Source organism: Bradyrhizobium sp. URHC0002 (assembly GCF_054059515.1).
This window is the reverse complement of record NZ_JBSSCF010000001.1, coordinates 3752811-3777496: the sequence shown is the minus strand read 5'-3', so window position 1 is coordinate 3777496 and position 24686 is coordinate 3752811. Positions and strand designations below refer to the sequence as shown.

Here is a 24686-nt window from a genome sequence, read left to right as displayed (position 1 = left end):
TTGCTTGGGCCAACAACGATCTACACAACGTTCGATACCTCTACCGGCACTTTCAAAGCACTCCGTTCGTGCTAGGTGGTCGGCAACCTAACTGATCGCATCGATAAGTGGTCCGATGAGCGCATGGGAAACCACCGCCACCATCTAAAGTGCGTCGGCATCGTGATAGTCTTAGCGGAGCCTGTCCCTGAACCTAGGCGATGCCGCTGATCGGGTTTGCCGTAGTCGGATGTGCTGCTCGACGCCGACGACGATGGTTAACTATCGCCATGAGGCGGCAGCCATACCGTATTGCTCTGGTAAGGTGACCGTCGCGGCGCTGGGCGCTGTCTGCAGTACCACCTTGCGCAACTCAACTTCCATCGTTGTTCCTTTCGTTGATCATCCAGTTCCATTTGCGTAGGAACCTTACACATTGCTCAAAATCTCGTCCTGTCTCACTGCACCCCACCACGCTTCACCCTTCCGGCAACCATTGCCAGCGACTTCAGTTTGGGTCACAGCAGCTGCTCTCAATCCATACCCTGTTTGCCCCGGTCGTCTCTCCAAATTGCGGCGGGGGCCCCTTTACTCAGGAACGCCCGACGGGCCGTAGTTCGCTCCAGTAAGAATGCGTCCAGGTGATTTCTCGAACGCCCACGCCACCGTGGCGAACAAATCCTTTCGAGCGCGCCTTTGAGACAGCTTCAGACCGTCTTGCAAACAAACACGTTGGCGTGGGCGTGCCATTCGAGGCTCCAGGTGGTCTAGGCCTCAAATGGTTGCAAGGTGGGAGCAAGGTCTGCCGACGTCCGCCCCCGCAACGGCAGCCTAACCGAGCGCTGGCTCCAAGTCCTTTAAGTGCCGCCAGAAGCAGTCCTGAGTCTAACCTGGATCAGGACAAAGTCGGGCGGGGTCGGGGCACCTGCGATGCAGGTCGGTAACCTACTGTTCAACGGACCCTCGCGCCTCCGCTCTTTCCCGACAAGACGTTCGTTACGAACGTGGCCCCGATTGCATGGAGTCGGTTCCACCCTCATTTTCTTCTGGGACTTGAACTAAATGCGCCCTGCTTTGTTGCAGTGCCACAACCGGCGACGGGAAAAACTAGCAACCAATCACCAGAGAAGCGCTTTTGGTTGCACCTCCAACGGAAAGAGAACTCATGATCGACCGATCCGAAACTGGCGCCGCTGTCCGGAAACATCCTGCAATATTGAGAGTATCTGCCCTAGTCGTCGCAGGACTGCTGTCTGTCTTGATGCTGACAGCGGTAGCGCCGCCGCTCGTCGCTGATCAATCCGATCGCGCCGTCGTTAACGCCCCTGTTACACTGCTGACTGCGCCGATCAGCGGCGAAATCGGCTTGTTGACAGTACTTCCCGGCCGAGACGTCCGCGATGGCGACACGCTGGCGCAGATCAGGAATCCAAGGCTTGATCGCGGGACGCTCATCTCGTTGCAGGAAAAGGCGTCCGACGCGCGCCAAAAGCTCGATGCAACGCGCGCGAAGCACGAATCAGACATCACTTATGTTTCGGCGCTCGATGACGAGCTCGCTAACCAGACCAATCAGCTCGAGACTCAGTTCCAGTCACAAATCGAGGAGCTTCGCGCCCGCGTTGCTCAATCCAACGCCATGAGCGGTGAAAAGAAGGCTTTGGTGGACCGGCAGAATAATATGGTGACACGCAATGCCGCGAGTATCGAGATGCTCAGGCCGACGACCCAACAATATGCTGCGGCCATGCATGGTGCGGACGCAGAGGTCGCCAAGCTGAATCAAAAGATGGCACAGCTCAATGCCCTGAGCAGGGGAATCTATGTCGGGGACGAACTGGTTGCGCTCAATAATTTGGCTCAGAAGCGTAGGGACATCGATCTGGACGCCGGGCGGATGAAAATCGAGGAAAAGCAGCAATCGGCCGTGCTTGCCGACCTGGAACAACTGATCGATGCCGAACAACAAAGGCTCGCGAGTTTAGCATCCGCCGATGTCCTTTCGCGCGGCCAGGGCAAGGTGTTGACCGTCGGCGCCGCGATGGGCCGGCATGTGAGCGCCGGTGATACCATCAGCTCCATCATCGACTGCGACAAGCGCTTTGTTGTTGCCATCTTCTCCTATCGGCAGGGCCAGAGCATGATGCCCGGCACCCGTGTTCGCATCGACGGGAGTTCGTTGCGGTCTGGCATTGTCAGCACGGTGCTGCCGAAGACCAGCGACAAGGTCGATGAGCGCTTTGCCGTTCCGTTCCCGCAAACCGAACGGCGCGAACTATACGCCATCATCACGCCGGATGGCGCGAGCGAAGATGGCGCACCAACGCAGCAAACGGGAACTGCAGACCCATCCGCTTGTCCGGTCGGCCAGTGGGTAACGGTGACGCGCGACAATGGTGTGGTCCCCTCGATGTCAGTCACCTGGCGCCGGCTCGGCCATTTCGTTGCTTCATGGATCGGGGACGACGCGGGCAACACCGCCACCGCGCAGAATTTGTCGTTGGATGCCGATACCCGCCGAGCCGGCATCGCCCGTCTGCATGATGCTTTCCGCGCTGCGGGGCCGCAGGAACTAAAGGCCGACGAAGGCTGGTTGCCCAGAACTCCGACCCTCGTATCGCGATGAGGCCTGCCATCGCGATGGTGCTGTGCGCGGCAGTCCTGGGCTTGCCGGCGGCCGCAGGCCAAAAGGCGCAAATCGCAGGCACTTTCTGCGCCGGGTTGAACAAGACGGTCGCGCCACACACGAGCGGAGCCGATGCAGTTTTCATTCGGAGTTATGAACCCGGCACGGATGAAGCGACCCTTCCCGCGGGCCTCGCCACGACAGCGTTCGTCTACGACAATGCGCTCGCCGCCATTGCACTGATTGCCTGCGGCAATGTGTCGGATGCAAGACCGATCGGCAACGCGCTGAGCCGCGCTGTCCGCAAGGACCGAAGCTTTGATGACGGCCGTGTGCGCAATGCCTATCGTGCCGGTGCGGTGAGCCAGGGTGCTCCCGATCTACCAGGCTGGTGGGATGGACATGCCAAGATCTGGGCGGAGGATTCGGCGCAGGACGGCACCTCGACCGGCAACGTTGCCTGGGCCGCATTGGCGCTGCTTACGCTTCATCAGGCGACTCAGGATCCTCAGTATCTTGCCGACGCGAGACGCCTGATCGATTGGGTCATCGACGCGACCGCTTCCCCAGATGGCTTTTACGGCGGCTTTCACGGCTACGATCCGAAGCAGGTCAGGCTCACCTGGATGTCGACCGAGCACAACGCCGATGTTCACGCGGCCGCGCGCTGGCTGTTTCGCTTGACTGGCGAACGGAAATACGACGGCGCGGCAGGGCAGGCCAGGCGGCTGCTCGATCGCGCCTTTCGCGGGGATCATTTCCTGCTTGGCACGAAGCCCGACGGAAACCTTGCGGACGAGGGTCTGCTCGCGCTCGACGCTCAGCTTTGGCCCTGGATGGCCCTTCCTGAATCGCCCGAGGCCTGGAAGACCGCGCTCGGCTTCGCGAAAGCTCAACTCGGGGTCGATGGCGGTTTCGATTTCAACGGCGACCGCGACGGCCTCTGGATCGAGGGCACGGCGCAGGCGGCACTGGCCTACCGGATCAGCGGCAACCCAAACGAGAGCGGTCGGCTGCTGGCAAACCTAAATGCGGACCAGACGCCATCTGGCCTGCTCAATGCCTCACGGCCGGCGCGACTGACAACGGGACTATCGATCGACCCGACCGGGGGCGGCGATCCCGACTTTTTCTATTACCGCCGCCCGCATCTCGGCGCGACCGCGTGGGCCGTGCTGGCCGAAACAGGCTGGAATCCGTTCACCGGGAAAAGGATACGCTGATGTTCCCGACCGCCACCGATGATTTGTCGATCCTGACCATCGACATCGGAATCCTCCTCGGGCTTCTGGTCATGGCGCGATTGCTGGATCCGCTGCGTGCCAGAGACCGTATCCTGTTCGGGGCGACGACGGCAGCCTTTCTGGTCCTTTACGTATTGTGGCGATGGAACGATACATTGCCGCCGTTTGAACTGTCGGCGCAAAGTCTTTGGCCGCGGCTTTTCATTGCGTTCGAGTTGCTCGCAATCCTGTACACGCTGATCTCGATCGTCATCCTGTTCCGCAGTATCGACCGCACCGCGCAGGCTGACGCGGCACAACAGCTTTTGTCTGCGGAAAATCGCTATCCTGCCGTCGACATCTTCATCTGCACCTATGACGAACCGCTCGAAGTCCTCGAGCGGTCGATCCTGAGCGCACTGGCGCTGGATTACGCCAATGCGACAGTCTGGGTGCTCGATGACACGAGGCGCGACTGGCTGCGGGAATATTGCGAGCGGGTTGGCGCGCGTCATCTGACGCGGCCGAACAACATGGGCGCCAAGGCAGGCAACCTCAATAGCGGGTTGACCGCGACCGCCCGCGCGACCAACGCGCCCGTCATTCTGGTGCTCGATGCGGATTTCGCGCCACGGCGGGACTTTTTGAAACGCACAGTTGGCCTGTTGCTGTCCGATCCGGAGGTTGCGATCGTGCAGACCCCGCAGTTTTACTACAACGCCGATCCGATCCAGCATAATCTGCTGGCCGAGAAGAGCTGGGTCGACGATCAACGCTTCTTCTTCGACATTTTTCAACCGGCCAAGGATGCGTGGGGCTGCGCGTTCTGCGTCGGCACCTCCTTTGTCGTTCGCCGTGACCGGCTCGACGAGATCGGCGGCTTTCCCGACCAGGCAATCTCGGAGGATATCAACCTTACCTACACCATGCTGGCGCACGGCTATCGCACGTCCTGGCTGAACGAGCCACTCAGTTTCGGACTTTCAGCCGAAGGCATCCCGGAATACATCACCCAGCGCGCGCGCTGGTGTCTCGGCACCATACAGGTCGCCCTGCTGCGTAACGGCCCGCTGCGCGGCCGCGGCTTCAGCTTCACCCAGCGCTGGCACTATTTGCACGGCGTGCTGAACTGGCTCTCCAAACCCTTCATGGTGCTGCTATTGATCGCGCCGACCATTTATTGGTTCGGCGGGCTGCCCGCATTCGAAGCCGATTATCATTCCTTCCTACGCTATGGCGTGCCGGCGCTGCTCGGGCAGATTATCTACATGGGCTGGATATCGCGCGCGCGGACGCTGCCCTTGTTCATGGAGGCCACCCACGCCGTCACCTGCTTTGCGGTGACCTCGACGCTGCTGAGCGCCATCGTCAAGCCCTTCGGCCGGCCCTTTAAAATTACCGACAAAGGCGGCGACCGATCGGCGCCGCGCGTCCACCGGAAGCTCGCCGCCATCTTTGGGCTGATCGTCGCAAGTTCTGCCGCAAGCATCATATGGGCGTTCGTCTCGCCCTACGCCGCCAGCGAGATCTCCTCGCTCGATTTTTTCAACCTGCTGTGGGCCGGCATCGCGATGCTGATCGCCTTCATCGCGTTTCTCGTATGCTTCGAATTACCTCGCCCCGGCGACATGTTCGAAACCGACGAGCCTGTCTGGCTTTCAGGCGAAGGAAAAATCCTGTCGTGCCGCCTGCTCGCAATATCGCCGACCTCCGTGCGGTTCTCGGGTGCGGCAGGCGATGCGCTCGAGCTTGCCGGCTGGCGCTACAAGATTCACCTGGAGGGGCTGGGGTGGACCGACATTTCCATGGTCTCGCGATCCCGGCACACGGTGCTGGCGCGCCTTGAGCCGAGTGCCGAACAATATCAGCGTCTGGTGGTGCGGCTCTTCAGCGCGTCCCACGGCAACATCGCTGGCGTCGCCAGCTTTCGCGGCGCGCTGGCCGGGTTGCTACGCCGCGGATTTACGGGCGTGTAACGCAAGGTCCTGGTGATAGTCATGATGGCACTAAGCCGACACCGGCGTCTGATGACCGAACGTCCGCTGTGCGCCAGACGAGAGCGGCAAGGCCCGGGGGATATGGCTATGACCGCGGCCACCGCCGGCTACGACATGGATCGCTGAGGATGCAACTCCCCCTTTGGGATATCCGAGTTATACACAGCGCTTCGCAGACATACCTTCGTTTGTGTTGACAGTCTCAAAAAGATTTTGAGCGAAAGTCGCAAAGCGAACCGACAGTCCGGCTTCTCTTAGCACAAAGTCGTATCGGGTCGGGGCTAAATCAAGGCTCATCCAAAATCTGATCGAACACAGAGCGTGAGCTCTCGTGACGCAAGCGAGCGTCGTGGAGAATGCTTTCGCTTGGGAAAGGGAATGCTGCGTGAGTGAAAGCGAAATGAAAGTGACAACGAACGGAACCAATGTTTTCGGGATGCCACTGTTGGGCTTCCCGAAGATCGCTTTGCCTGGCATTGGCGGCAACGAGCAGGTCCTTGCCCGCGCACGGGAAGGCTTCGAGAAGATGAAGGCCGCGTCGGAGGAGATGACGGAAGCGCTGCGCGAGACCTATTCAAACAACGCCAGAAGCGCGACCGACTACGGGCTGAAGGTGTTTGAATTCTCAAATGCCAATGGCGCTTCTGCGCTCGATTTCTTGATCGATCTCTGCGGCAGCAAGTCAGCGAGCGATGTTTTTACCTTGTCCACGAGGCAAACGCGCAAGGCGTTCGACACCGCTGCCGGCCAGAACAGGGAATTGTGGGCGCTTACTCAAAAGCTTGCGAGCGAAACGGGTGAGCCGATCAGGAAACGCTTCACCAAGGTTCTCCACCAAGCCGGCTAGAAGAATGGCGCTCAATTCACGTCCAAGGATCGTTTAAGGAGGGATCCGGCTGGTTGGATAGGCCCTGAGCATAAAGCCCCACTGCCCCCATGCTCGGTCAAACAAGGTGCGCGATGCCCCCAAGTAGCCGCACCGACATAAGGCGCACTCCAACCGGCCGGTGCTTTTCTGCAAATACAGTGACGACCAATCGCAAAGGAGGGCGACATGGGTATGGTTATGGTCAAATGTCCGGAAACCGGACACGCGATTTCCACCGGCATCAAAACTGATCGCGAGAGCTTTGGGCGCGGCGCAGTGTTTTTCTCGCGCACCCGTTGTCCGATCTGCCGCACCGATCACGCGTGGTTCGCGCGGGAAGCCTGGGTCGACGAGCCGGGCATCCGGATCGCGCCGTAGCGCAGGATTCCCGACATAAGCGTCGCACAGATCAAGCGAGATGATGCGAGGACGGCGCGCTGTGCGGCACGCGCCCTTTATCATACGACCGATGTGGATCTATGCGTTGGCTTGGATCAAAACCTCGCCCCCCAGCACGGCAAGAGCGGCTGACAGCAGCCGCTCCTGCTCAAAGTCCAACCTGTCCGCACGGGTTAGGCGCTGCGTCGGTTCTCTTCCATACTTTGTTTGATCTGCTTTCCGGCGTCGTCGGCCATTTTGAGCGACATGTCGGCTATCCGACGGCTGCTCTGCAGGGCGGTTTCCACGGTGTCTCGCACCATGTCACTTTGTACGGCTGCAAAGTCCTGAGGAGTTCGGCAGGACCACAACTCATTCATGTGGTCCATGTTCTTCTCGACTTGATGCCGAACCATCTGGAAGTATTCTTGAGACATTCCATCCACCATTCTGGCAGCAGCGGTACCGGTGTAAAGCAGCGTTTGCGCGTTGCGCGCCGACCGTTCCGTTGCCTTCGTTGCCTGTTGCACCCCTTCTCCTGACACGCCGAGCGTACGACCAAATTGCTCGGTAGACCGTCCCATGGCCGAGGTCGCCGCTTCCAGGCCGAAACGCCATGCGTTCTGCAACGTCTCGACGCTTTGCTTAAGCAGGTTCGCACTTGCTCGAGCCACTTCCTCCCCGGGTTCAGCAGCAGCTTGCCCGACACGCGCCGTCTGGTCAGCTGCAGCTTGTCCGATACGGGTGGTCTGCTCAGCAGCACTCTCGCCGGCGCGGCGGGCTGCGTCTTCCATGCCTTGCGTGGACTTGTCCTCCTGGCGGGGATTTGCCATCCTTGTTTCTCCTCTTCTGATTGGTAGATGACTTGCCGCATCTCCTTGGCGAGAACGCGATCTGGGTGAGACCGTTCCTAAGCCCGCCAGTCTATTCCGCCGATTTCGTTTGGAACGGCGGAGCTACATGTTCCGGTTATGCCGCAAACTGACTGTTCGCTCTCGGCTGGCTGAGGCTCAGCAAACGCTCGCTGCTGAACCACTATTTCGAGGCCAGATGTCAGGTATTGGTCCAGCATCTTACTTCATGCCGCACGTAGGCTCTGATTGATGCCCGCGGCGGGAATCTTGATACCGCGTTTTGTTTTCGCGACACCAGCTCTCAAGCTTTTTACTCGCGACCGGTGACAATTTTGCCCCGATACGAGGCGCCCGATGTAGTGGCAAGAAACAACGCCCACGTAAGTGGGTGGGGTGACTGGACTATGGTGTTCGCTCACGGCTTCGGCTGCGACCGGAATTTGTGGCGTTTCGTAGCGCCGGAATTTGAGAGCAACTACAAGGTTGCGCTATTCGATCATGTTGGCGCCGGTGGGTCCGACCTATCGGCCTACGACAAGGCCAAGTACTCGACGCTTCAAGGCTATGCCGATGGTCTGGTGGCGCTCTTTGGAGGATTTGGCTATGCGCACTTATGATTTGTCGCCGCTGTTCCGATCGACCATCGGTTTCGATCGTCTGTTCGACCTCGCCGAAATGGCTCAGCGGGCCACCGAGGGCGCCTATCCCCCGTACAACATTGAACGTCTGGCTGATGACCGGTACCAGATCTCCTTGGCAATTGCCGGCTTCTGCCTGACGAGGTTTCGATTAACGCCGAGCAGAACGTCGTCACCATCGAAGGCACCGAGACCGAAAAGGCCGAACGCGAGTTCCTCTACAAGAAGGGTATCTCGACCCAGCAGTACAAACGGCAATTCAGCCTAGCGGACTATGTGCAGGTGAAGGGCGCGACCTTCGACAGGGCTTGCCACGTCCTGAAAGCGACGCTCGTTGTAATGCGATGAATGCCACGGAGTAGGAATCATTCCGCCGCGGTGCTGAACTCCGTCGGCACAGCTGCAACCTCGCGTATGGCCGACATCACCTGGTCTGTTGCTGTCTGCTGGATCATGTGGCCGTTTCCGGCAACTTGACGAAACCTACTCTGCCGCGGATTTGAAGATGCCCGTCGTCATCATTGCGGGCGCACTCGGGAAAGCGCGTGCACGAAATCCAGATGATCCTGGGAAATGTTGCAGCTGCTAATTGAACCGGCGATAACCCGGATACGCGACCTTAAGAAAGGCGCGACGAGCCGAGGCAGCTGCCCATATGGACGAGTGGCTTAACTCCTCGGGTTTGCAACCTCCGAAGAAAGACGACACTCCGGGCCCCAATTTGCAGTGAAGCGCCGGGACGGTTCGTTTTGGCCTCTTTCCGAGGTCAGTGACCGGATTGGCCTAACTTGCAAATTCGAACCACCATTTTGGCGCGCCTCGTTCTCTGTTTAGCAGTCGATAGGAACCTCCCGTTGAGACGGTGATTGGAACGCTGATCTCTTAAAACACTTTGCGAGAAACTTCATTAGCGTTCGTCTTAGGCCTCTCGCTTCTTCTTTTCAGTGCGGCCATAGCGTCGAACTTGAGTGGTGGACACCAAGAGATGCGTGGGGCCTGGGTAGCTCGCGCAATGCGGTAAGGGCAACGCGCCGCTGCCATTGAACTGGCGCAGGTACAGTAAAGGCCTCTCGATGGGCACCGTCGACAGGTGGAACGTTTGCCGTGTCGGCCCTACGAAGATCTGCTCGTGGGAGGAATACATCAGCGTATTAAGCGCGAAGCCTTACGGGAGTACGGATGAAATCGGCAAGAGCGGAGTTGGACAGGTACTTTGAGATGATTCATCGGCGGGTGCCGATGAAGGTAGCGAGGTTCATTCGATGGCTGCGCAAGCCATCCTCATTTTGGATCCGTCTCCTTGTTGCGCTTCTGTTCGTTCTAGGAGGCGTCTTCAGTTTTTTGCCCATCCTGGGCCTTTGGATGCTGCCTCTTGGTCTCCTGTTCATCGCGCAGGACCTGCCCATCTTGCAAACACCCCTCGCTAACGCGTTGCGATGGATCGAGTCGAAGCTCAGCGCGGCGTGGAGAAAAAGAAAGTCCCGAGATGGTGTGGCGCCCCCCGCCTGCGACGAATCCGCCCGAGACCCGGGGTCCAGACGACGCCCCTTCTAAGTTGATTCGTAGCCTCCCGTGCGACAAACCGCGTTAAACCATCGCCGGAAAATCGGCGGGAATTGTTCCTAGTATCCCGCCGCCTGGTCTTGCGTCCACTCGATCCCATTATTGATTTAGCTCAACGTTCGTTAGTTGGCGTTACTACCTAAAATCACTAACGACCTCATGAGCGGCCTATAATCCCGCGTTTGGAACGCTACATGGCAAGGCTTGTTGTCTTCTCAGAAATGACCGTTGTAGTCGATCCCACATTCCCTTTGGAGCGTCAGATGAGCAAACATAAACCCGCAAAGCGTGCCCGCAGCCCAAAAATAGCCGCGCGGGCCCAGCGGAACAAGCAAGCTATTGTTAGAAGCGCGAAAGACAGCCTACTGCGCTCTGTTGCCGCAAGCCCGATTGAATCGCCTGTTGAGCTTCATGACGATTCAAAACAAAAGGCTCCTATCGTTACGGAACAAAAGGATCTCATCGTTGAGAATCGGGTGGCTGCCTTAAAAGCGGCCGCCTTAGAAGCGGCTGCCTTACCCGATGGCGGCAGTCAGATGACGAGGGATAACAATCCAAAGAAAGTGTTTGATTTTTCGTTAGCCACAGTGAGCATGCAGTCTTATCAAGCGACGCTTCTGGAGGTGGCCCAAGCCAACATGAAATTTGCTTTTGAATTCAGCCAGAGGCTTGCGACGATCAGGTCACCATTCGATTTTTTCGCCCTCATTGCAGAATTTACAAGCCGGCGGATCGACATGTTCGGGAAGCATGCAAAAGAAATGTCTGCATATCCGTTCTGGGGAATCGACTTGTCCCGAGAGCTCACATCTCTGCCGGAACGATGACTTTAAGCCGTACCGCTGCGGAAAACGGATGGACGCAATGCGGATCACGCACGCGTCGGCTGGCGAGCGCGGGTCACGGCGAGGGAGCGACATTCCAAATTGATCTCGCTCGCAAACGCCAAAGAACTTCTCCGTCGAACCGGAATTGTTCGCGTCCGCCATTGCACGCCTTTCGGACGCTGCAAAGACTGCTCTAAAGGAGCGCGCAGGCTACGACGCTGCCGACATATAGTTGCCGGGTAACGGAATTGGTAGCCAAAGTCGAAGTCTGCAGCAGTGCCCTCGGCACGGGCGCCACGTCGCGATCCTGAAACGCCGCAGCGCCAGCCCTCCGACGCAAACCCCAGGCAGGCCGCGCATTCTGCGGTGCCGATGTTGACATCGCGAGTATGGATGGGCACGTCAGGGCAGCCCGCTTCCATTTCCGAAATGGAAAGTTAGGAACCTCCCCTCCCCGCCGTGGTTTGTCAGCCATCATCTCAACGGATGGAGCATGCCATGAAGGTTCTCTTCACAAGCTGCGCAGCTTTACTGCTTAGCACAGTAATTTCGCTGGCGGGGCCGTGCAACACGACTGCAGGCAATGACGCGGGGTCGGGCCCGACCCCTGGCAACACGGCTCAAGCGACCACGGGCACCGCCAGCGCTAGCTCGCGCAGTGGCGAACATCCGCCCACAGCGACGATGAATCAAGCTGCCGGCAGCACGGCAGCATCCAGCCAAGATGCGCAGCGCCAGATGCAGGGCCAACCCACCGCTGCCCGGGAAGCCCAGGGTGCCAAAACGAAGTCAGGCAACGATTGCTGAAAACTTTCGCAGAGGAAGGCCTTGCCGCCTCGGGTACAGATGGACCCGTCAACGCGGGTGGGAGGAAAGTTTCGTCCGGGGCGGGTCGAACTAGCGCCGTCGCGCCGCGTCCCTGTCGCCCTTCCACGCCGAGAACGCCTTGAACGCTTCCAGCCTGACCTCCTCGCTTGGCGTGGCGTCGGGATGCAGGGCCTTCGCGATCAGACTGCTTGCCTTGAAGGTCAGGCCGCCCACGCTTGTGATCTCGTTGTTGTACCAGTCCCACATTTGACGAAGTCGGGATTGCAGCTCCTTGTTGTTCTCCTTGAGGCAGGCAATTTCGCTGATCGCCTTGGTCTCGGTAGACCTCGCGGCACTCTCCCGGCGAGCAAGCTCCGTCTGTAGGTCGAGTACGCGCAGGCGCAACAGGTCGTTCTCGGCGCGTGCCAGTGCCAGCTCGGCCTTGGTGGTTGCGGCACGCACTGTCTCGATCCCCGCGTCCCGCACGGTGGGCGAGCGCGCCTGCCGTTCTGCATTGCTTATCATGATGAAACCCACCGCTTGGAAATCTAACATGATGAAATTCGGGAAGCCTTTGTTTCGCTACAGGCGGGTCATGCCGCCAGCATTAACATTTGTTAGTCAGCGAGACGGCGGCACGGCCCAGCCGCTGCGTGACTGCGAGCTTGGTCGGGGTCCTCGAAAGTCTAACAATCAGGCGGCGATGGTTGCAGCGATTCTTTTCTTAAGAGTTTCGCAGACTCTGCGAACTTCGGATGTCATCAGCGAGCATTCCTCGATCTGCAAGAAATAGCGTTTGCCTTCCTCGCGATAGTTCGCCGCCAATTTCTTGATCTCGTTCACCGTGGCATGAACGCCGGCAACTGTGGCCTCGCACTTCCAGGCAGCCTCTGTCAGTTCGGCACCCAGCGCTTCGATCTCCTTTACGGCCGCATCATATTCGCGAACGACAACTTCGGCGGAAAGTCTGCCGACCTGATTAACGCCTTCCTTGTGCTCGACGTAGTCGGGCATCGGGCCTTTCGGAAGCGGATGGTCGTCGTTGGGAACGATGTGGATCGAAGGTAGTGCGGGATGGCTGATTTGAATTAAATCGCCAATTTCGCGTTCAATGTCGTCGGTTTTCGATAGAGGGGAACTGGCGAGAAGTTCTTCTGTAAAACTCATTTAGCAATGCTCCAAACTGTTGCAGGGCTAACGAAGCCCCAAAGGTCAAGCAAAATATTCTCGTTGTCCACCGTTTATGTCGGCCGACATGCATGGTGCAGCGACATTGGAACCGTCGCATTTCTGACATAATGGGCTGGATAACGCGGGCGGCCGGGCCGTCGCCGGGCAACAATCACGCGGTACCGAGTGGCGCGCAAACGCGAGCGCAACAGAACAAGAGCAATTCGGGTTCCACTTGCGAGAGGCGCTTAGGCGGCCGCTCTGATAGGTTCACAGGCCGCGTGAGGCTGATTTTGCCCGAGCTTGTGAAGCGGAAATACTTCCGCACCGAATGGAAGCTGTCGCCGAGCAGGAGCGTCAGTGGTTCGATGGCGGCCCATAGAAGCACCTACGGGCCAGCGCGCTCTCAATTTGCCGCATCACCTTTGTTCACGGTCGGACTGAGCAGTGAGCATTGCTTCGTCTTGCTGAAGTCGCACTGGGTCTCGTCGCCGTCGACGTAGGGGCAGCGTGTTAATTTTTCCGATTCCATTTGAGGGACTCCGATAGCCGCAGAATAGCGGATTGTCTATCTTCGTTTGATGACGCCGCCGGCACTCACCTCAATGAGCGCCGCCAACAGCACCATGAGCGCGATGACAATGCTGATATTCCTGGTGCTCATCAGTGGTGGCTTTTCAACCGTCGGCGTGGTCCGATGCTGCGGCAGCTCTTCATCGGGCCAGCGATTCACGATGGTCACGGTCGGCTCAGCCGTCATCGCCCCCGTGCTGTTTGCCCATGTGCGCAGCTCATCTGGCGTCAGCGTTCGCTCGGCTGGTGTTGTCGTTGGCGTCGGCACCGGGCTGGCGTCAACTATTTCGGCCATTGCTTGCGGCTTCGGTTTGGCCTTGTCTTTATTGAACACCCGCCGAGCGGCTCTTACCGTTTCGCGCGACACAGTTGGCGAGGTATCCCAACAGCGTCCGTTGCCATACCAATACAGATGCGAGGTGGGATAGACCTTGCGGGCTTCCGCCTGGGTCATGCAGTCCCTGGAGGCATGCGCTGACGTTGAGACCATCAGGCAGCAAGTTATGCAGGCAAAAGCGCCTGCGCGCGTGCGATACATTGGGATAGCTCCTTGATCGCGTCGTGGTCCATCCTTGGCAAGCCACTGGCGACCGACGCCTCGACCTCGGCGCGCGTCGCGGTGCGGCCTTCACAATACCAAGGGATGCGTTCTGGCTCGCCGAGGTCGAACAACACGCCGTTGCTGACGTTGAATGGCTTGGAGCCGCGCGTAATCCAGAGCGCCACCACGCCTGGATTTCGCGGGATCATGACGCCAGCCACGTTGCGCTCTTCCGGCAAATCCTTTTCATTGCGCCCATGCCGGGCTTAGTCAAAAATAGGCAGGCTCGCGCGGCATACTCGGCGCAATCGAGATGCGACGGTGGTTCGGACGTGACGTGATTAACAATGCACATCGGACCGATTGCGTAGGTTTGCCAAACGCCGAGTGGTTCGCCGCACAGCCAGCAGCAGCGCTGGTGAATCGCCTTGACCAATTTGCCGAGACCAATGCAGCGAAAATCAGGCAGCCCGCCGAGCCATGCCACGAACCACGGCACCGAGACCCCCCTGGGCGAGATCGGAAGTCGCCCCACGCGGCGCGGGATGGCGATGTCGCGGATCGATTCATTGGCGCAGCGATCTTACTGAGGGACGTTTCCGAAGATGTCCCCAACGACTCCGCCGTCGATGCGACCTTGAGATGCAGAAGCTACCACCTAACATCCAAGAGTTGGTGGAACGGTTCGGTGCCTAAATAGCTATATGGCAGGATCGCGGTTGTATGAGAGCGGCAAGGCGATTTCGCACGTTAGCTCTTGGTCGCGCCAATCAAAACGCATCTCACCCCTGAGTTGGCCAATCATATTTTCCATGATGCGTGTGCCGAACCCCCGGTGGAACGGCTCTAGCCAACTACTCGTCCAGCAACTCAAGGAAGTCACTTATTCGTTCGAACGGCTTCGCATTGCGATTGCCAATATTGACCACGCGATCGCCTTCGCGCTCCAGCGACTTCGCTTTCAACTTGCGAAGCCGACCAGGGAGGAACGTCGCCGCAACAGCCTCGGGGCCGACGTCGAGCCTCATAATGCCGCGCCGCTTGCAATCGAGCCTGAGCCTTGCGGCCGCGAAAAACTCGCGCGCTTCCGGCGGCAGCCTGCCGAAACGACGTGCGGTTTCGTCCTCCAAATCCTCGAGATCATCCTCGGTGAGGCATTTGGCAATACGGCCATAGATTTCCAGGCGAACAGCGTCCGACTGTACGTAGCCCGTGGGCAGCATGTTGGCGATCGGCAGGTTCAGATCAGGCACCCACAGATCGGCGCCACCGTCGGCGCCCTTCTCCGACGCTCGCTTGAGAAGATGGCTATAGAGCATTGGCCCGAATACCTGCAGATGGCCAGACTGCTGTTCGGAGAACAGGTCTCCGGCGCCCCGGAGATCCAGATCACGCTCGCTGATGGCAAAGCCGGCGCCGGGCTTGCTGAACTCTTCCAGCACGGCCAAACGTTTCTCGGATTGTTCGGAGTTCGACTCGGTCAACAAATACGCGAAGGCACGCGTGCCGCCTCGTCCGACGCGCCCCCTTAGCTGATGGAGCTGGGACAGACCAAACTTCTCCGGCCAGCAGACGACGATGGTGTTCGCCCGGGGAATATCGAGGCCGCTCTCCACGATATTGGTCGCGAGGAGCACGTCCGCCTCACCTTCGACGAAGCTCATCATTCGATTGTCGATATCCTCGGCAGGCAACCGGCCGTGGAGACATACGATGCGAAGGTCCGGCGCCGTCGACTTCACCCTTGCCAGCACCGGCTCCAGATCCTGGATACGGGGGCAAATCAGAAAACTCTGCCCGTGGCGTCGCTGCTCACGCATCAAAGCCGCGGCGATCGCGGCGTCCGATAGCGGAGCAACCCTGGTGACGATCGGCAGCCGATGAACCGGCGGCGTAGCAATAACGCTGAGGTCCCTGAATCCTGCAAGACCCGCCGCCAGAGTGCGCGGTATCGGCGTAGCGCTCATCCAAAGGGCATGGACGCCCTTCGCAAGGCCTGAAAGTTTCGCCTTCTCCGCCGCACCAAAATGCTGCTCCTCATCGATGATGACGAGACCGAGGTCGGCAAACCTCACGTCAGCCGAGGCGAGAGCCTGTGTGCCAACAACGACTTTCAGTTTGCCGCGACGAAGTTTTTCTTTCGTATCTCTTATCTCCGCTGCCCTTGCCGCCCGCGACAAATTCGCCACTTCGATTCCAAAGGGGCCGAACCGCTTGCGAAACGTCTCGACATGCTGTCTGGCCAAGACGGTGGTCGGAACCGCAACAGCGACCTGTTTTCCCGACAACGCGACAGCCGCCGCCGCCCGCAAGGCGACCTCGGTCTTGCCGAAGCCGACATCACCGCAGACCACCCGATCCATCGGGTGACCAGCCGCCAGATCGTCCAGCACGTCCCGGACAGCCTTGGCCTGATCAGCCGTCGTGAACCAGGGAAAGCGCGCGACGAACCTTTCATAGGCCGCCCCCGGAGCGATGAGCTTGGGAGCACGCCGGCGCCGTCGTTGGGCGATATGTTTCGCAAGCTGCTTGGCCGCTGCTTCGATTTCCTGCTCGGCCTCGCCACGTCTGTTCCACCACGTGCTGCCATCGGCTTTGTCTAACGTGAGCTTACCGGGTTCTACAGCGTAGGGCCAGATCAAGGCGAGATCGGCAGGCGGAACAAGCGCAGCATCATCGCCGGCGAATTCGAGCCTGATCATTTCGCGGCTGGTACCGTTCCCCATGTCGAGGGTCTGCAAACGATCAAGTAAAGCCAAGCCACGCTGGAGATGAACGACGGCCGCGCCGCGCTCGGGAATATCCGGGTGATTGAAGGCGACTGTCCAGGCTTTGGCCATCGGTTGCGGATGATGGGCACGGCTACCGAGCACGTCAGTCGCGGTCACAACCAAGGTCTGCTTTTTGCCGGGAGCGGAAAAGCCCGCGTCGAAGTCGGCCAACAGCGCGCCCTCGCGTCTTCTAGCCTCCGCCGCCTCGTCCCAGTTGGCGAAACGCTCCGCCCTGATCCCACTCATGCGCTCCATCACGCGCAGATCGTCTTCGACCGCGGCGACGAAGAGCAGACGAGATCCGGCGCGTTCCGCACTGGCCACGAACGCGCGAAGCGCTTTCCTCGGCGCCGCAACCTTCGAGAAGTCGGGCGTGGCCACAAACGCCGTCTTAGCAGGAAGCACACTCATGCGCTTCATCAGCTTCTTCCAATCCGCTCGCCCCAGATACTCGCGCTCCGAATCCCTGCGGCCGGCCGCCTCCTCGATCGTGCTCAGCCAGCTGTCAGCGTGGGCCAGAACTCTTGTATCCGCGATCCAACGTGCGCGATCGCAATAGTCCGGGAAGGTAGCCCGCTGCGCCCGGTCGCCGGCTAGCGCGAGGCGTTCCGACATCGGATCGATAATCAGTTCCTTGAAATCGGATATGACGTCATGCTCATTCGGGTCGACAGCAACAATTCTGCGGATCGCACCGGCGGAATGCTCGATCCGGTACGGCCCGAGAGCACCGGCCGGGAAGATCTCGAATGTCGCGCCGTGAAAGAGCGCGGTGCCCGGATATTCTGCCTCTTCGTCGAGATCGTAGCCCAATTCCTCAATGCGTGCCTTGAGGTCCTGCTCGGCATACGACGCTAGCACCTTGAGGCCTAGGCTGATGCGCGACCAACTCGCCGGCGAAGGCAGCCGCTCCATGATCGCCTCTGCCGTCGAGACGAGCAGAATCGGCTTCTTTCTTCTGGCAAGACGGCGCAAGACCGAACTCCGCCTGCCAGCGATCTCGCGCGACGGTTCCAGCCCATCGAAGGGCAACGTATTCAATCTAGGGAAGACGAGAACATCGAGCGATGGATCGAGCGCATGGATGATGCCACCGAGCCGTTCGGCCCTGTTCTCGTCTTCAGCGAGAAACACCAATCCATCGCGAGCGGATTTTTTCCACTGCTCGCGAAGATAGAGCGCCAACATGCCGAGGGGCGAGGACGTCGAGATCGCGGAACTCGCGGCTTTTCGGCCTTTCTTGGTCGCGCCTTTCCTGGTCGCGCTGCGGGCGCTGACCTTCTTGTTTTTTTTCACGGAACTTCCATCGTCATTCACTCAAACTGGCGCATTGAGGTGGTTTTTTCGCGGGCACTTCGTGACTACATCCTCGTGCCTATCCTCGATGCAATTCTGCACCGCAAATCCTACTCTGAGATCACCCGGGAAGCCATTCCGACGATCGAATCATCGGCGTATGGGACACCGTTGCTGCCTACGGCCTACCGATGGATGAGATGACCCGCGGCATTAGCAACTGGATGTGGCCACTGGAGCTTCCCAATAGGATTCAAAACGAGCGAGTAAAAACCGCTCGGCATGCATTGGCGCTAGACGAGCTAACCATCCCGTGCTGTGGACCGAACGGCAGCCGGGCCACCCTGCGCAGCCGGTTCTCACAACGATCGATGGCCAGAAGCTTGTCAACGTCTGGTTCGTTGGCATGCACTTCGCTCAATCGGCGACCGCCGGGCGCCCGTCTTTGAATTCGGTGTCCCCCCGCCGCGCCCACGACGGCCTGCAGTTTGCCAATGCTGCAAAAAGCCCAATTCCCTCAGGACGAGCCAATACGGCAATTTGCCAAGCTAAATGTATGAGATAGAGCGTTTTGTTAGTTCTGCCGGGATCGATGATCCAGGGATAGCGGTCGGGGCGAACTGGACAAGCTGCCGCCGCGCTATGGTGCTGCCTTCCAGAACCCTATCGAGAACAGAACCCTATGGAGAGGTGCGCGTAACGGCTCGGGCTCGGCTTGAGAAGGTAATCTTCTTGGCCCCAGCCACGATCCCTATTTGGCTAAGGACAAGCTAATCCGCGTGACAATAGCATCCCATTGGCGTTCCTCCACCGCTGGATAATTGATCAAGACGCAGTTCATGAAGCCGTTCGCGCGGTTGCACCGATTGTACCAAGTGTGACCGTTTCGAACACTGGAAACGGCGAAAAACTTAGGAGTCACTCTTCTGTATTGTATATCAGCTGGCGGCCGCATCTTTTCCAGAAAAACGGCTGGGGAATCGTTGTCGGGATTAGGAAACGACTTGATCGTCAGGTTGGCCCGGTAATCCTTCGTAAAAAGATGGCGGCCAAGTGTCCCTTCTGTTGCGCCCGCGTCCTCATCGAAAATCGATATTGGGACATCTACGCTCAGTCCGGTGGCGGGAATTGCGTACCTTCGCCATTCCAAGCTGGCCGCAGTAGCCTCCGCTAAGGGCATAATGCTGAGAAGAACAATAGCAGCGAGCGGCCGACGCGAGCACATGTCGAGATCCTACATCCTTTAACTCAAGCACCAGCCGCCCGCGTTGCCAGGGGTTTCTAAACGGCTGGCAAAACGTTCAACGATCTGATGGCGTTCACGTTCCGCGATCACGCTTACCGGACGCCTCCGGAAACAAGGTCGGCTAAAAAAAATCGCTTATGAAAATTTCAGGAGACCTATGTGTAACCCACCAGAACCAGGGTTTTGAGAAGCCGTGCCGCAGAAAAAACCCCTAGTTGTGAGGCCGGAGTCGAATTCTTCTTAGCTGCAATCACGACCTTTTCACAGGGGTCGTTGCCTTCCGCCTCGAGACGGCCGAGAGGGTTGCCGCGCAACGGGCGTGCGAGGTAGATCTGCAACTCTGACGAATGGTAGTCTTGCCCTTCGGGTGTGGTGATGTGAATGTCGTAACACCCAGTTTGCGACATTTCGCGAGCCTTCTTCAGCGCAGCCTCGGGAGTCTTCCTCCGATGCAGGATTTCGCCGTCCTTGCACTTCGCCTTTATCGAGAATCTCATTTCTTCTTTTTCTTGTTCTTTTTGTTCTTCTTTATAATTTCGGCCTGGGTTCTGAAGGCCTGAGCCAAAGTCTTCATCTGATTAGCCACAAACGCGTCAGCCGAAGTCGCCGCTACCTGTTCTGCGGTGAGCGCCTGCTCTCGGATTGCTTTGGCCATTTTCATGAGAGTTCAATTGCCAGCCCAGCGCGCGGTTCCAAGCAGAATCGGCTTTCGGTCCCGGAACGGACGGTCGAGTAGCCGAGCCGGCTCACGGGAGTTGCATCGAATGCCAACCTAACCCTCAGTGGTACAAATGGTGAGCGTAGGTTGAACGCTGAGATCATTTCCTATCGCACGGCGGCAATGCGCAGTTCCGTTGGCGAAACGGAAAACAAGACTCCTCAGATATCCATGTTTGAAGCAGTTTCTAGGAGCCGAGCCGGCGGTTCGTCTTTTCACCATGGATTGGAATATTTGCCCGGTAAAGCCGCAGTGCGCCAATGCCTGCGGCGGACTTCTATTCCACAAGGCGAAGAGTCCGGCGCCTTTTCATTCGATCGAGAGCGTGGACAACCTCATCTCTATCCCCTATGGCAACCGCGACCAGCAGGACATCCCGCGATACGTCGCCCGCGACATACACGCCGGGCACACTGGTCTCTTCTGTCAGAGGATCGGTGATGACGCCTCCCTTCTCGCCGCGCTTGTAGCCGAGCCGCATTGAGAGGTTCGACGCCTGATGGCAGCCTGTTGAGAAAAACAGGCCCGCCCGCCCAAGATCAGGTCCGTTCTCGAACTTTATTGTGAGTTCACTCTTTTCGCAGCCGAGCGCGAGAATGCGTTCGCTGCGCAGCCCGATACCCTGCCGCTTGAGTTTCTCGCGAGCTTCGTCGCTTACCTCGGTCCCGTCGCTGCAAGCTACGACATCGCTTATCCAGTGCTTCATCATGACTGCAAGTTCAGCGCCCTTGTGCTCTTTGCCATAGGCGGCGACCGGCTTGCCTGCGTATTCATACCCGTCGCAGTAAAGGCAGTGATGGACGGAAACCCCGTAAAGCTTTTCGATGCCCGGCAGTTCAGGAAGCTCGTCGACAAGCCCGGTGGCGAGAAGAATCTTTGCGGCGACGCCTTGCGTTCCGTCGGCGCAGGCAAAGATGAACCTGCCATCGGCGGGAGTGATTTCGGTGACACGCGTCCTGCAAATCAAGACGGACTCATGACGGGTAAGTTCGTCCCTCGCGTCCTGAAGGAATTGCTCGGGGGACCGGCCGTTCGACCCAGCAGCCCGTGAATCTCATGCGAGGCACGGTTGCGCTGCTTCTGGTCATCGCAAAGAAAGACCTTCCGATGGCATCTCCCCAAAATCAGCGCGGCGCTTAAACCTGCCGCGCCGCCCCCGACGATCAGTACGTCAACACGCATGGTTCCCTCTGGCACGGGTTGGATCGCCTCTGTCCAACAAGGAACCTACAGCGCCCGTTCCTGAGTTAGTATCGTGGAAAGTAGGCCGCATGGCACGTGCAAATACGATCATTCAGACGGAAAAGCTGACGCTCGAAGAATGGCGCGAGCGGCGCCGGCTTCGGCGCGAGAAGCAGCGCGATAATAATGTTCTCCGGGCCGCGAAGATGCATAAAGCCAAGCTCAAGGCGGAAGCTGAAAAGCCCGATGCGTCGCCGAACCTGAAGCGGACCGTCTATGTCGGCTGCTCGGGCTGGCGCTACTGGAAATGGCGCGACACGTTTTATGAGGGCGTGCCGCAACCTGGGTGGTTCGAGCATTACGCAGGAGTATTTGACACTGTTGAGATCAATGCCTCATTTTACTCATGGCCGACCGTCGCGGGCGTTCAGGCATGGCGGCGTCAGCCGGGCGGCAAGGACATCGTCTATACGGTGAAGGTCTGCGAGCTCATCACGCATATCAAGAAGTTCAAAGGCACGAAAACGCTCATCCGGGACTTTGGCATGATCGCCGATATTCTTGGCGAGCAGATGGGTTGCTTCCTATTCCAGCTGCCGCCGAGCTTTCGCTATACAAGAGCACGCTTGAATTTGATCGTGAGCCAGCTCGCCCCGGCGCGCCGCAATGTTGTGGAGTTCAGGCACAGGAGCTGGTGGAACGACGAGGTCTATTCAGCCTTTAAGGAAGCCGGCATCATCTTCTGCTCCTGCAGCGGCCCGCGCCTGCCAGACGAACTTGTCCGAACGGCAGAGGAAGTCTACGTGCGGCTTCACGGTCCGACGCGCTGGTACAGGCACGATTATACGGATGAGGAACTCAAGGTTTGGGCGGAACGGATCAGGGCAAGCGGCGCGAAAAGGGCCTGGGTCTATTTCAACAACGACTATGCCGCCCATGCCCCCAAGAACGCAAAAACTTTGCTCGCTATGCTACCCCAGCGCTGTCGAAGCCCGTGAATAGGAACCCTTGCCGGCAGAGGTGATTAACGACGGTCATCCCGCACCAATCCCCGGAGACCGTCCATGTACCACCACGTCAAAAAGCTTATGTACACCGTCCGGGTCGACGAGCCCGATCCTGCATTCGGCAATATGCTGCTTGAGCAGTTCGGCGGCGCCAACGGCGAGCTCGCGGCGGCCATGCAGTACTCCATTCAAGGCCTGAATTGCGAAGATCCCGACCGCAAAGACCTCCTGATGGATATCGGCACGGAGGAACTTAGCCATCTAGAAGTGGTCGGTTGCCTTGCCCGGCTTCATCTGAAACCCACGAAGTTTGATCGGGAAAGGGCAGAAGCCGATCCGCTTATAGCCATCGCGGGAGGCGGCGGCGTCAATCTGTTCAACTCGCAGGGCAATCCCTGGACGGCTGACTATCTCAAGATCACAGGCGAGCTCGATGTAGACCTTCGCAGCAACATCGCCGCCGAAGCGCGGGCGAAGATCGTCTACGAACGTCTGATCAATTTCTGTGACGACGCAGGAACAAAGGACGCGCTCCAGTTCCTGATGACGCGCGAAATCACCCACATGAAGGCGTTCGCCGCTGCGCTGGAAAGTATGAAGAAGCCGGCTTTCTCCATCGGGAAGATCGCGCCTACGCCGGGCCTCGTGAACCAGTTCTTCAATGACTCCACCGGCTCTGGCGATGAAGGCGAGATCGACACCCGGGGACCGTGGAATGAGGGCGGCGACTGGGAGTTTGTGCAATCCCCTGCGCTGTCCGCTCCCACTGGTGGCGCAGAAGCGCCCATCAGGACCGAGAGCTCGCCACCGACCGCGCCGGAAGGCATAAACGATCTTTTGCTCGATGAGCTGCGGGACATCCTTCACGCCGAGAAGCAGCTGACGAAAGCGCTTCCCAAGATGGCGAAAGCGGCACGGTTCGACCGGTTGCGTGAGTGCTTCGAAGAGCATCTCACCGAAACTGAGGGGCAGATCGAACGGCTTAACGAGTGCTTCTCCTTGCTTGGGGAAACGGCACGCACCAAGCCTTGCAAGGGAATGATGGGCCTTGTCGAGGAAGGCCAGGAAGTGATGGAAGAAGGCAAGGAGAAGGAAGACGCGCTCGCGGACCTCGCATTGATCGGCGCCGCGCAGCGTGTCGAGCACTACGAAATCTCCGGCTACACCACCGCGAAGAACCTTGCCCAGCAGCTCCGCCACAGCGCCGTCGTTGCGCTGCTGTCAAAATCGCTGGCGGAAGAAGAGAACGCCGATCAGCTTCTGAACCAAATTGGACGGAGCCTGATGTCGGTTGCGAAGATGCCCGAGGCGATCGAGCAGAGCTCGGAAGAAGAAGCCTGATGTTGTGTTGATGGGCCGTCCCGACGGGGCGGCCCCTTTTTTGGAGTGAGTGAATGCTTGTTTGGTCGATGATGACGTTAATGGCAGATGCGCTGCAGGTGATTGATTTCAGGCTGCGGGCAAATAGCGACAGGCCAGGGCACACCCGACGAGATGTTCTTGATGGTTGCTGAAAAGATTGATGCTGCGGCGGAAGCCCGCACTATCTTCTTGCGCAGCGGCGACTGCAATGAGGTAGTAGACCACTATCGAAAGGTCGTTGCAGCAAATGTGCATAGATTGTGGGGCAGCTAGTCTAGAACTTTTGCCGCGCGTCCGAATGGTGGGAGCGGGAACAGGCGATGTCCGGTAACGGTACAAGTGGCGCCGCAGGACGTGATTTCCGCTTGCCTAATCGAACGGGCTCAACCGAAGTGCGGCTTGTTCGCTCGGGCCAGACGTCGCTTCTGCCAATACTGTACCGGTTCAGACACTCGCCTCTAAGACGCGTCCGCGAAGGCACAGCGTTGCGACTCGAAGGCGACGTCGTCGGCGCCATCGCCTAAGTGGGCGCGTCTTCATCTCGTCGGGAAGAACGGACCTCCTGGGGTTTGATTGGCCGTAGTTTTGACGGAGTCGGCCGACTTCTCTTGCCTGCATCAGAAGGAACTCCTCGGTGCCCTCCTCCCGAAATCTCGTAGCACTAATCCTTGATATGCGCAGAGAATTAGCCGCGGTTTGCGTTGGGCAGCGGACCATTCCAATTTGATAATGCTCGGGGCTACCCCCGCCGACGACAGGCCTGAGCCGCCGAGAGAGCTATCATCCCGCCTTGGGGCGCGAGTTCCTGGAATATATATCCCGGGCCCTCGAACGGATTAGGGCGTTGGGATAGCAACGCTCGCAGAGGGAGCCGTCCTGTTAAGGATTTTTCTGCGTTCAATCTCTCCGAGTTATTCACGCCGTAGCCGTGGCGATTCAGGGTATGTTGCCCGGCTGCGGAACGCTGTCGACGAGCGTCCCTGCGACGTCGAAGATAATTGTACGAACAAAAGGCCACTCCCGCCCCGAACTTTCCATGACCGGAATGATCCGGCTCTCC

Annotated in this window: 19 protein-coding genes and 2 pseudogenes; 11 read left to right on the top strand and 10 right to left on the bottom strand. The window is 58.7% G+C overall.

What is annotated here, in order from left to right:
* Positions 1-1144: 1144 nt before the first annotated feature.
* From ACVWVY_RS18345 to ACVWVY_RS18325, 5 genes are all read left to right on the top strand, one after another.
* Entirely contained in the window at positions 1145-2605 is a 1461-nt protein-coding gene (locus ACVWVY_RS18345; protein WP_456627686.1) for an HlyD family secretion protein, read from the top strand.
* Positions 2602-3828, top strand: a complete 1227-nt coding sequence (locus ACVWVY_RS18340; protein ID WP_456627685.1) for a hypothetical protein — start codon at positions 2602-2604, stop codon at positions 3826-3828. Before ACVWVY_RS18345 ends, ACVWVY_RS18340 begins: the two co-directional genes overlap by 4 nt.
* A complete protein-coding gene (locus ACVWVY_RS18335) occupies positions 3828-5804 on the top strand; it encodes a glycosyltransferase family 2 protein (protein ID WP_456627684.1) in 1977 nt (658 codons plus the stop codon). The genes ACVWVY_RS18340 and ACVWVY_RS18335 overlap by 1 nt, the downstream gene beginning before the upstream one ends.
* A 406-nt stretch (positions 5805-6210) precedes the next feature.
* On the top strand, positions 6211-6672 hold the full coding sequence (locus tag ACVWVY_RS18330) for a phasin family protein (protein ID WP_456627683.1): 462 nt from the start codon (positions 6211-6213) through the stop codon (positions 6670-6672).
* Between the two features lie 207 nt (positions 6673-6879).
* Positions 6880-7071 carry a hypothetical protein gene (locus ACVWVY_RS18325; RefSeq protein ID WP_456627682.1) on the top strand — a complete coding sequence of 64 codons (192 nt, stop codon included), beginning with the start codon at positions 6880-6882 and terminating at the stop codon, positions 7069-7071.
* A gap of 194 nt (positions 7072-7265) precedes the next feature.
* On the opposite strand, the gene phaP is transcribed toward ACVWVY_RS18325, so the two are convergent.
* Positions 7266-7904, bottom strand: coding sequence for a TIGR01841 family phasin (phaP, locus tag ACVWVY_RS18320; RefSeq protein WP_456627681.1), 639 nt, complete (start codon positions 7902-7904; stop codon positions 7266-7268).
* A 425-nt stretch (positions 7905-8329) separates the two neighbouring features.
* On the opposite strand from phaP, the pseudogene ACVWVY_RS18315 reads away from it, so the two are divergent.
* From ACVWVY_RS18315 to ACVWVY_RS18305, 3 genes and pseudogenes are all read left to right on the top strand, one after another.
* A pseudogene (locus ACVWVY_RS18315) lies at positions 8330-8512 on the top strand (alpha/beta fold hydrolase); the annotation flags it as partial.
* A gap of 16 nt (positions 8513-8528) precedes the next feature.
* Positions 8529-8899, top strand: a pseudogene (locus tag ACVWVY_RS18310) (Hsp20 family protein); the annotation flags it as partial.
* 1421 nt (positions 8900-10320) lie between these two features.
* On the top strand, positions 10321-10953 hold the full coding sequence (locus ACVWVY_RS18305; protein WP_456627680.1) for a Phasin protein: 633 nt from the start codon (positions 10321-10323) through the stop codon (positions 10951-10953).
* 897 nt (positions 10954-11850) lie between these two features.
* Here ACVWVY_RS18305 and ACVWVY_RS18300 read toward each other — a convergent pair.
* The 5 genes from ACVWVY_RS18300 to ACVWVY_RS18280 form a co-directional block, all read right to left on the bottom strand.
* The gene (locus tag ACVWVY_RS18300) at positions 11851-12285 is read right to left on the bottom strand and encodes a hypothetical protein (protein WP_456627679.1); all 435 of its coding nucleotides are present in this window, start codon (positions 12283-12285) and stop codon (positions 11851-11853) included.
* Between the two features lie 168 nt (positions 12286-12453).
* Positions 12454-12927: a hypothetical protein gene (locus ACVWVY_RS18295; protein ID WP_456627678.1), complete on the bottom strand. Its 474-nt coding sequence runs from the start codon at positions 12925-12927 to the stop codon at positions 12454-12456.
* A gap of 571 nt (positions 12928-13498) precedes the next feature.
* Positions 13499-13957, bottom strand: a complete 459-nt coding sequence (locus ACVWVY_RS18290) for a hypothetical protein (protein WP_456627677.1) — start codon at positions 13955-13957, stop codon at positions 13499-13501.
* Between the two features lie 47 nt (positions 13958-14004).
* Positions 14005-14283 (bottom strand): hypothetical protein, encoded by a 279-nt coding sequence (locus ACVWVY_RS18285; protein ID WP_456627676.1) that lies wholly within the window; start codon positions 14281-14283, stop codon positions 14005-14007.
* 615 nt (positions 14284-14898) lie between these two features.
* Positions 14899-18003 (bottom strand): DEAD/DEAH box helicase, encoded by a 3105-nt coding sequence (locus ACVWVY_RS18280; protein ID WP_456632242.1) that lies wholly within the window; start codon positions 18001-18003, stop codon positions 14899-14901.
* 299 nt (positions 18004-18302) lie between these two features.
* On the opposite strand from ACVWVY_RS18280, the gene ACVWVY_RS18275 reads away from it, so the two are divergent.
* Positions 18303-18560, top strand: coding sequence for a hypothetical protein (locus ACVWVY_RS18275; RefSeq protein ID WP_456627675.1), 258 nt, complete (start codon positions 18303-18305; stop codon positions 18558-18560).
* A 952-nt stretch (positions 18561-19512) separates the two neighbouring features.
* On the opposite strand, the gene ACVWVY_RS18270 is transcribed toward ACVWVY_RS18275, so the two are convergent.
* The 4 genes from ACVWVY_RS18270 to ACVWVY_RS18255 all read right to left on the bottom strand — a co-directional run bounded on the left by ACVWVY_RS18270 (position 19513) and on the right by ACVWVY_RS18255 (position 21257).
* Positions 19513-19854, bottom strand: a complete 342-nt coding sequence (locus tag ACVWVY_RS18270; protein ID WP_456627674.1) for a hypothetical protein — start codon at positions 19852-19854, stop codon at positions 19513-19515.
* Positions 19851-20018: a hypothetical protein gene (locus ACVWVY_RS18265; protein WP_456627673.1), complete on the bottom strand. Its 168-nt coding sequence runs from the start codon at positions 20016-20018 to the stop codon at positions 19851-19853. The genes ACVWVY_RS18270 and ACVWVY_RS18265 overlap by 4 nt, the downstream gene beginning before the upstream one ends.
* A gap of 334 nt (positions 20019-20352) precedes the next feature.
* Complete coding sequence (locus ACVWVY_RS18260) at positions 20353-21042, bottom strand: NAD(P)/FAD-dependent oxidoreductase (RefSeq protein ID WP_456627672.1); 690 nt, start codon at positions 21040-21042, stop codon at positions 20353-20355.
* The gene (locus ACVWVY_RS18255) at positions 21039-21257 is read right to left on the bottom strand and encodes an FAD-dependent oxidoreductase (RefSeq protein WP_456627671.1); all 219 of its coding nucleotides are present in this window, start codon (positions 21255-21257) and stop codon (positions 21039-21041) included. Before ACVWVY_RS18255 ends, ACVWVY_RS18260 begins: the two co-directional genes overlap by 4 nt.
* An 89-nt stretch (positions 21258-21346) precedes the next feature.
* Between ACVWVY_RS18255 and ACVWVY_RS18250 the strand changes: the two genes are divergently transcribed.
* The gene (locus ACVWVY_RS18250) at positions 21347-22255 is read left to right on the top strand and encodes a DUF72 domain-containing protein (protein WP_456627670.1); all 909 of its coding nucleotides are present in this window, start codon (positions 21347-21349) and stop codon (positions 22253-22255) included.
* 66 nt (positions 22256-22321) lie between these two features.
* Positions 22322-23605, top strand: coding sequence for a DUF892 family protein (locus ACVWVY_RS18245; protein WP_456627669.1), 1284 nt, complete (start codon positions 22322-22324; stop codon positions 23603-23605).
* Positions 23606-24686 lie beyond the last annotated feature (1081 nt).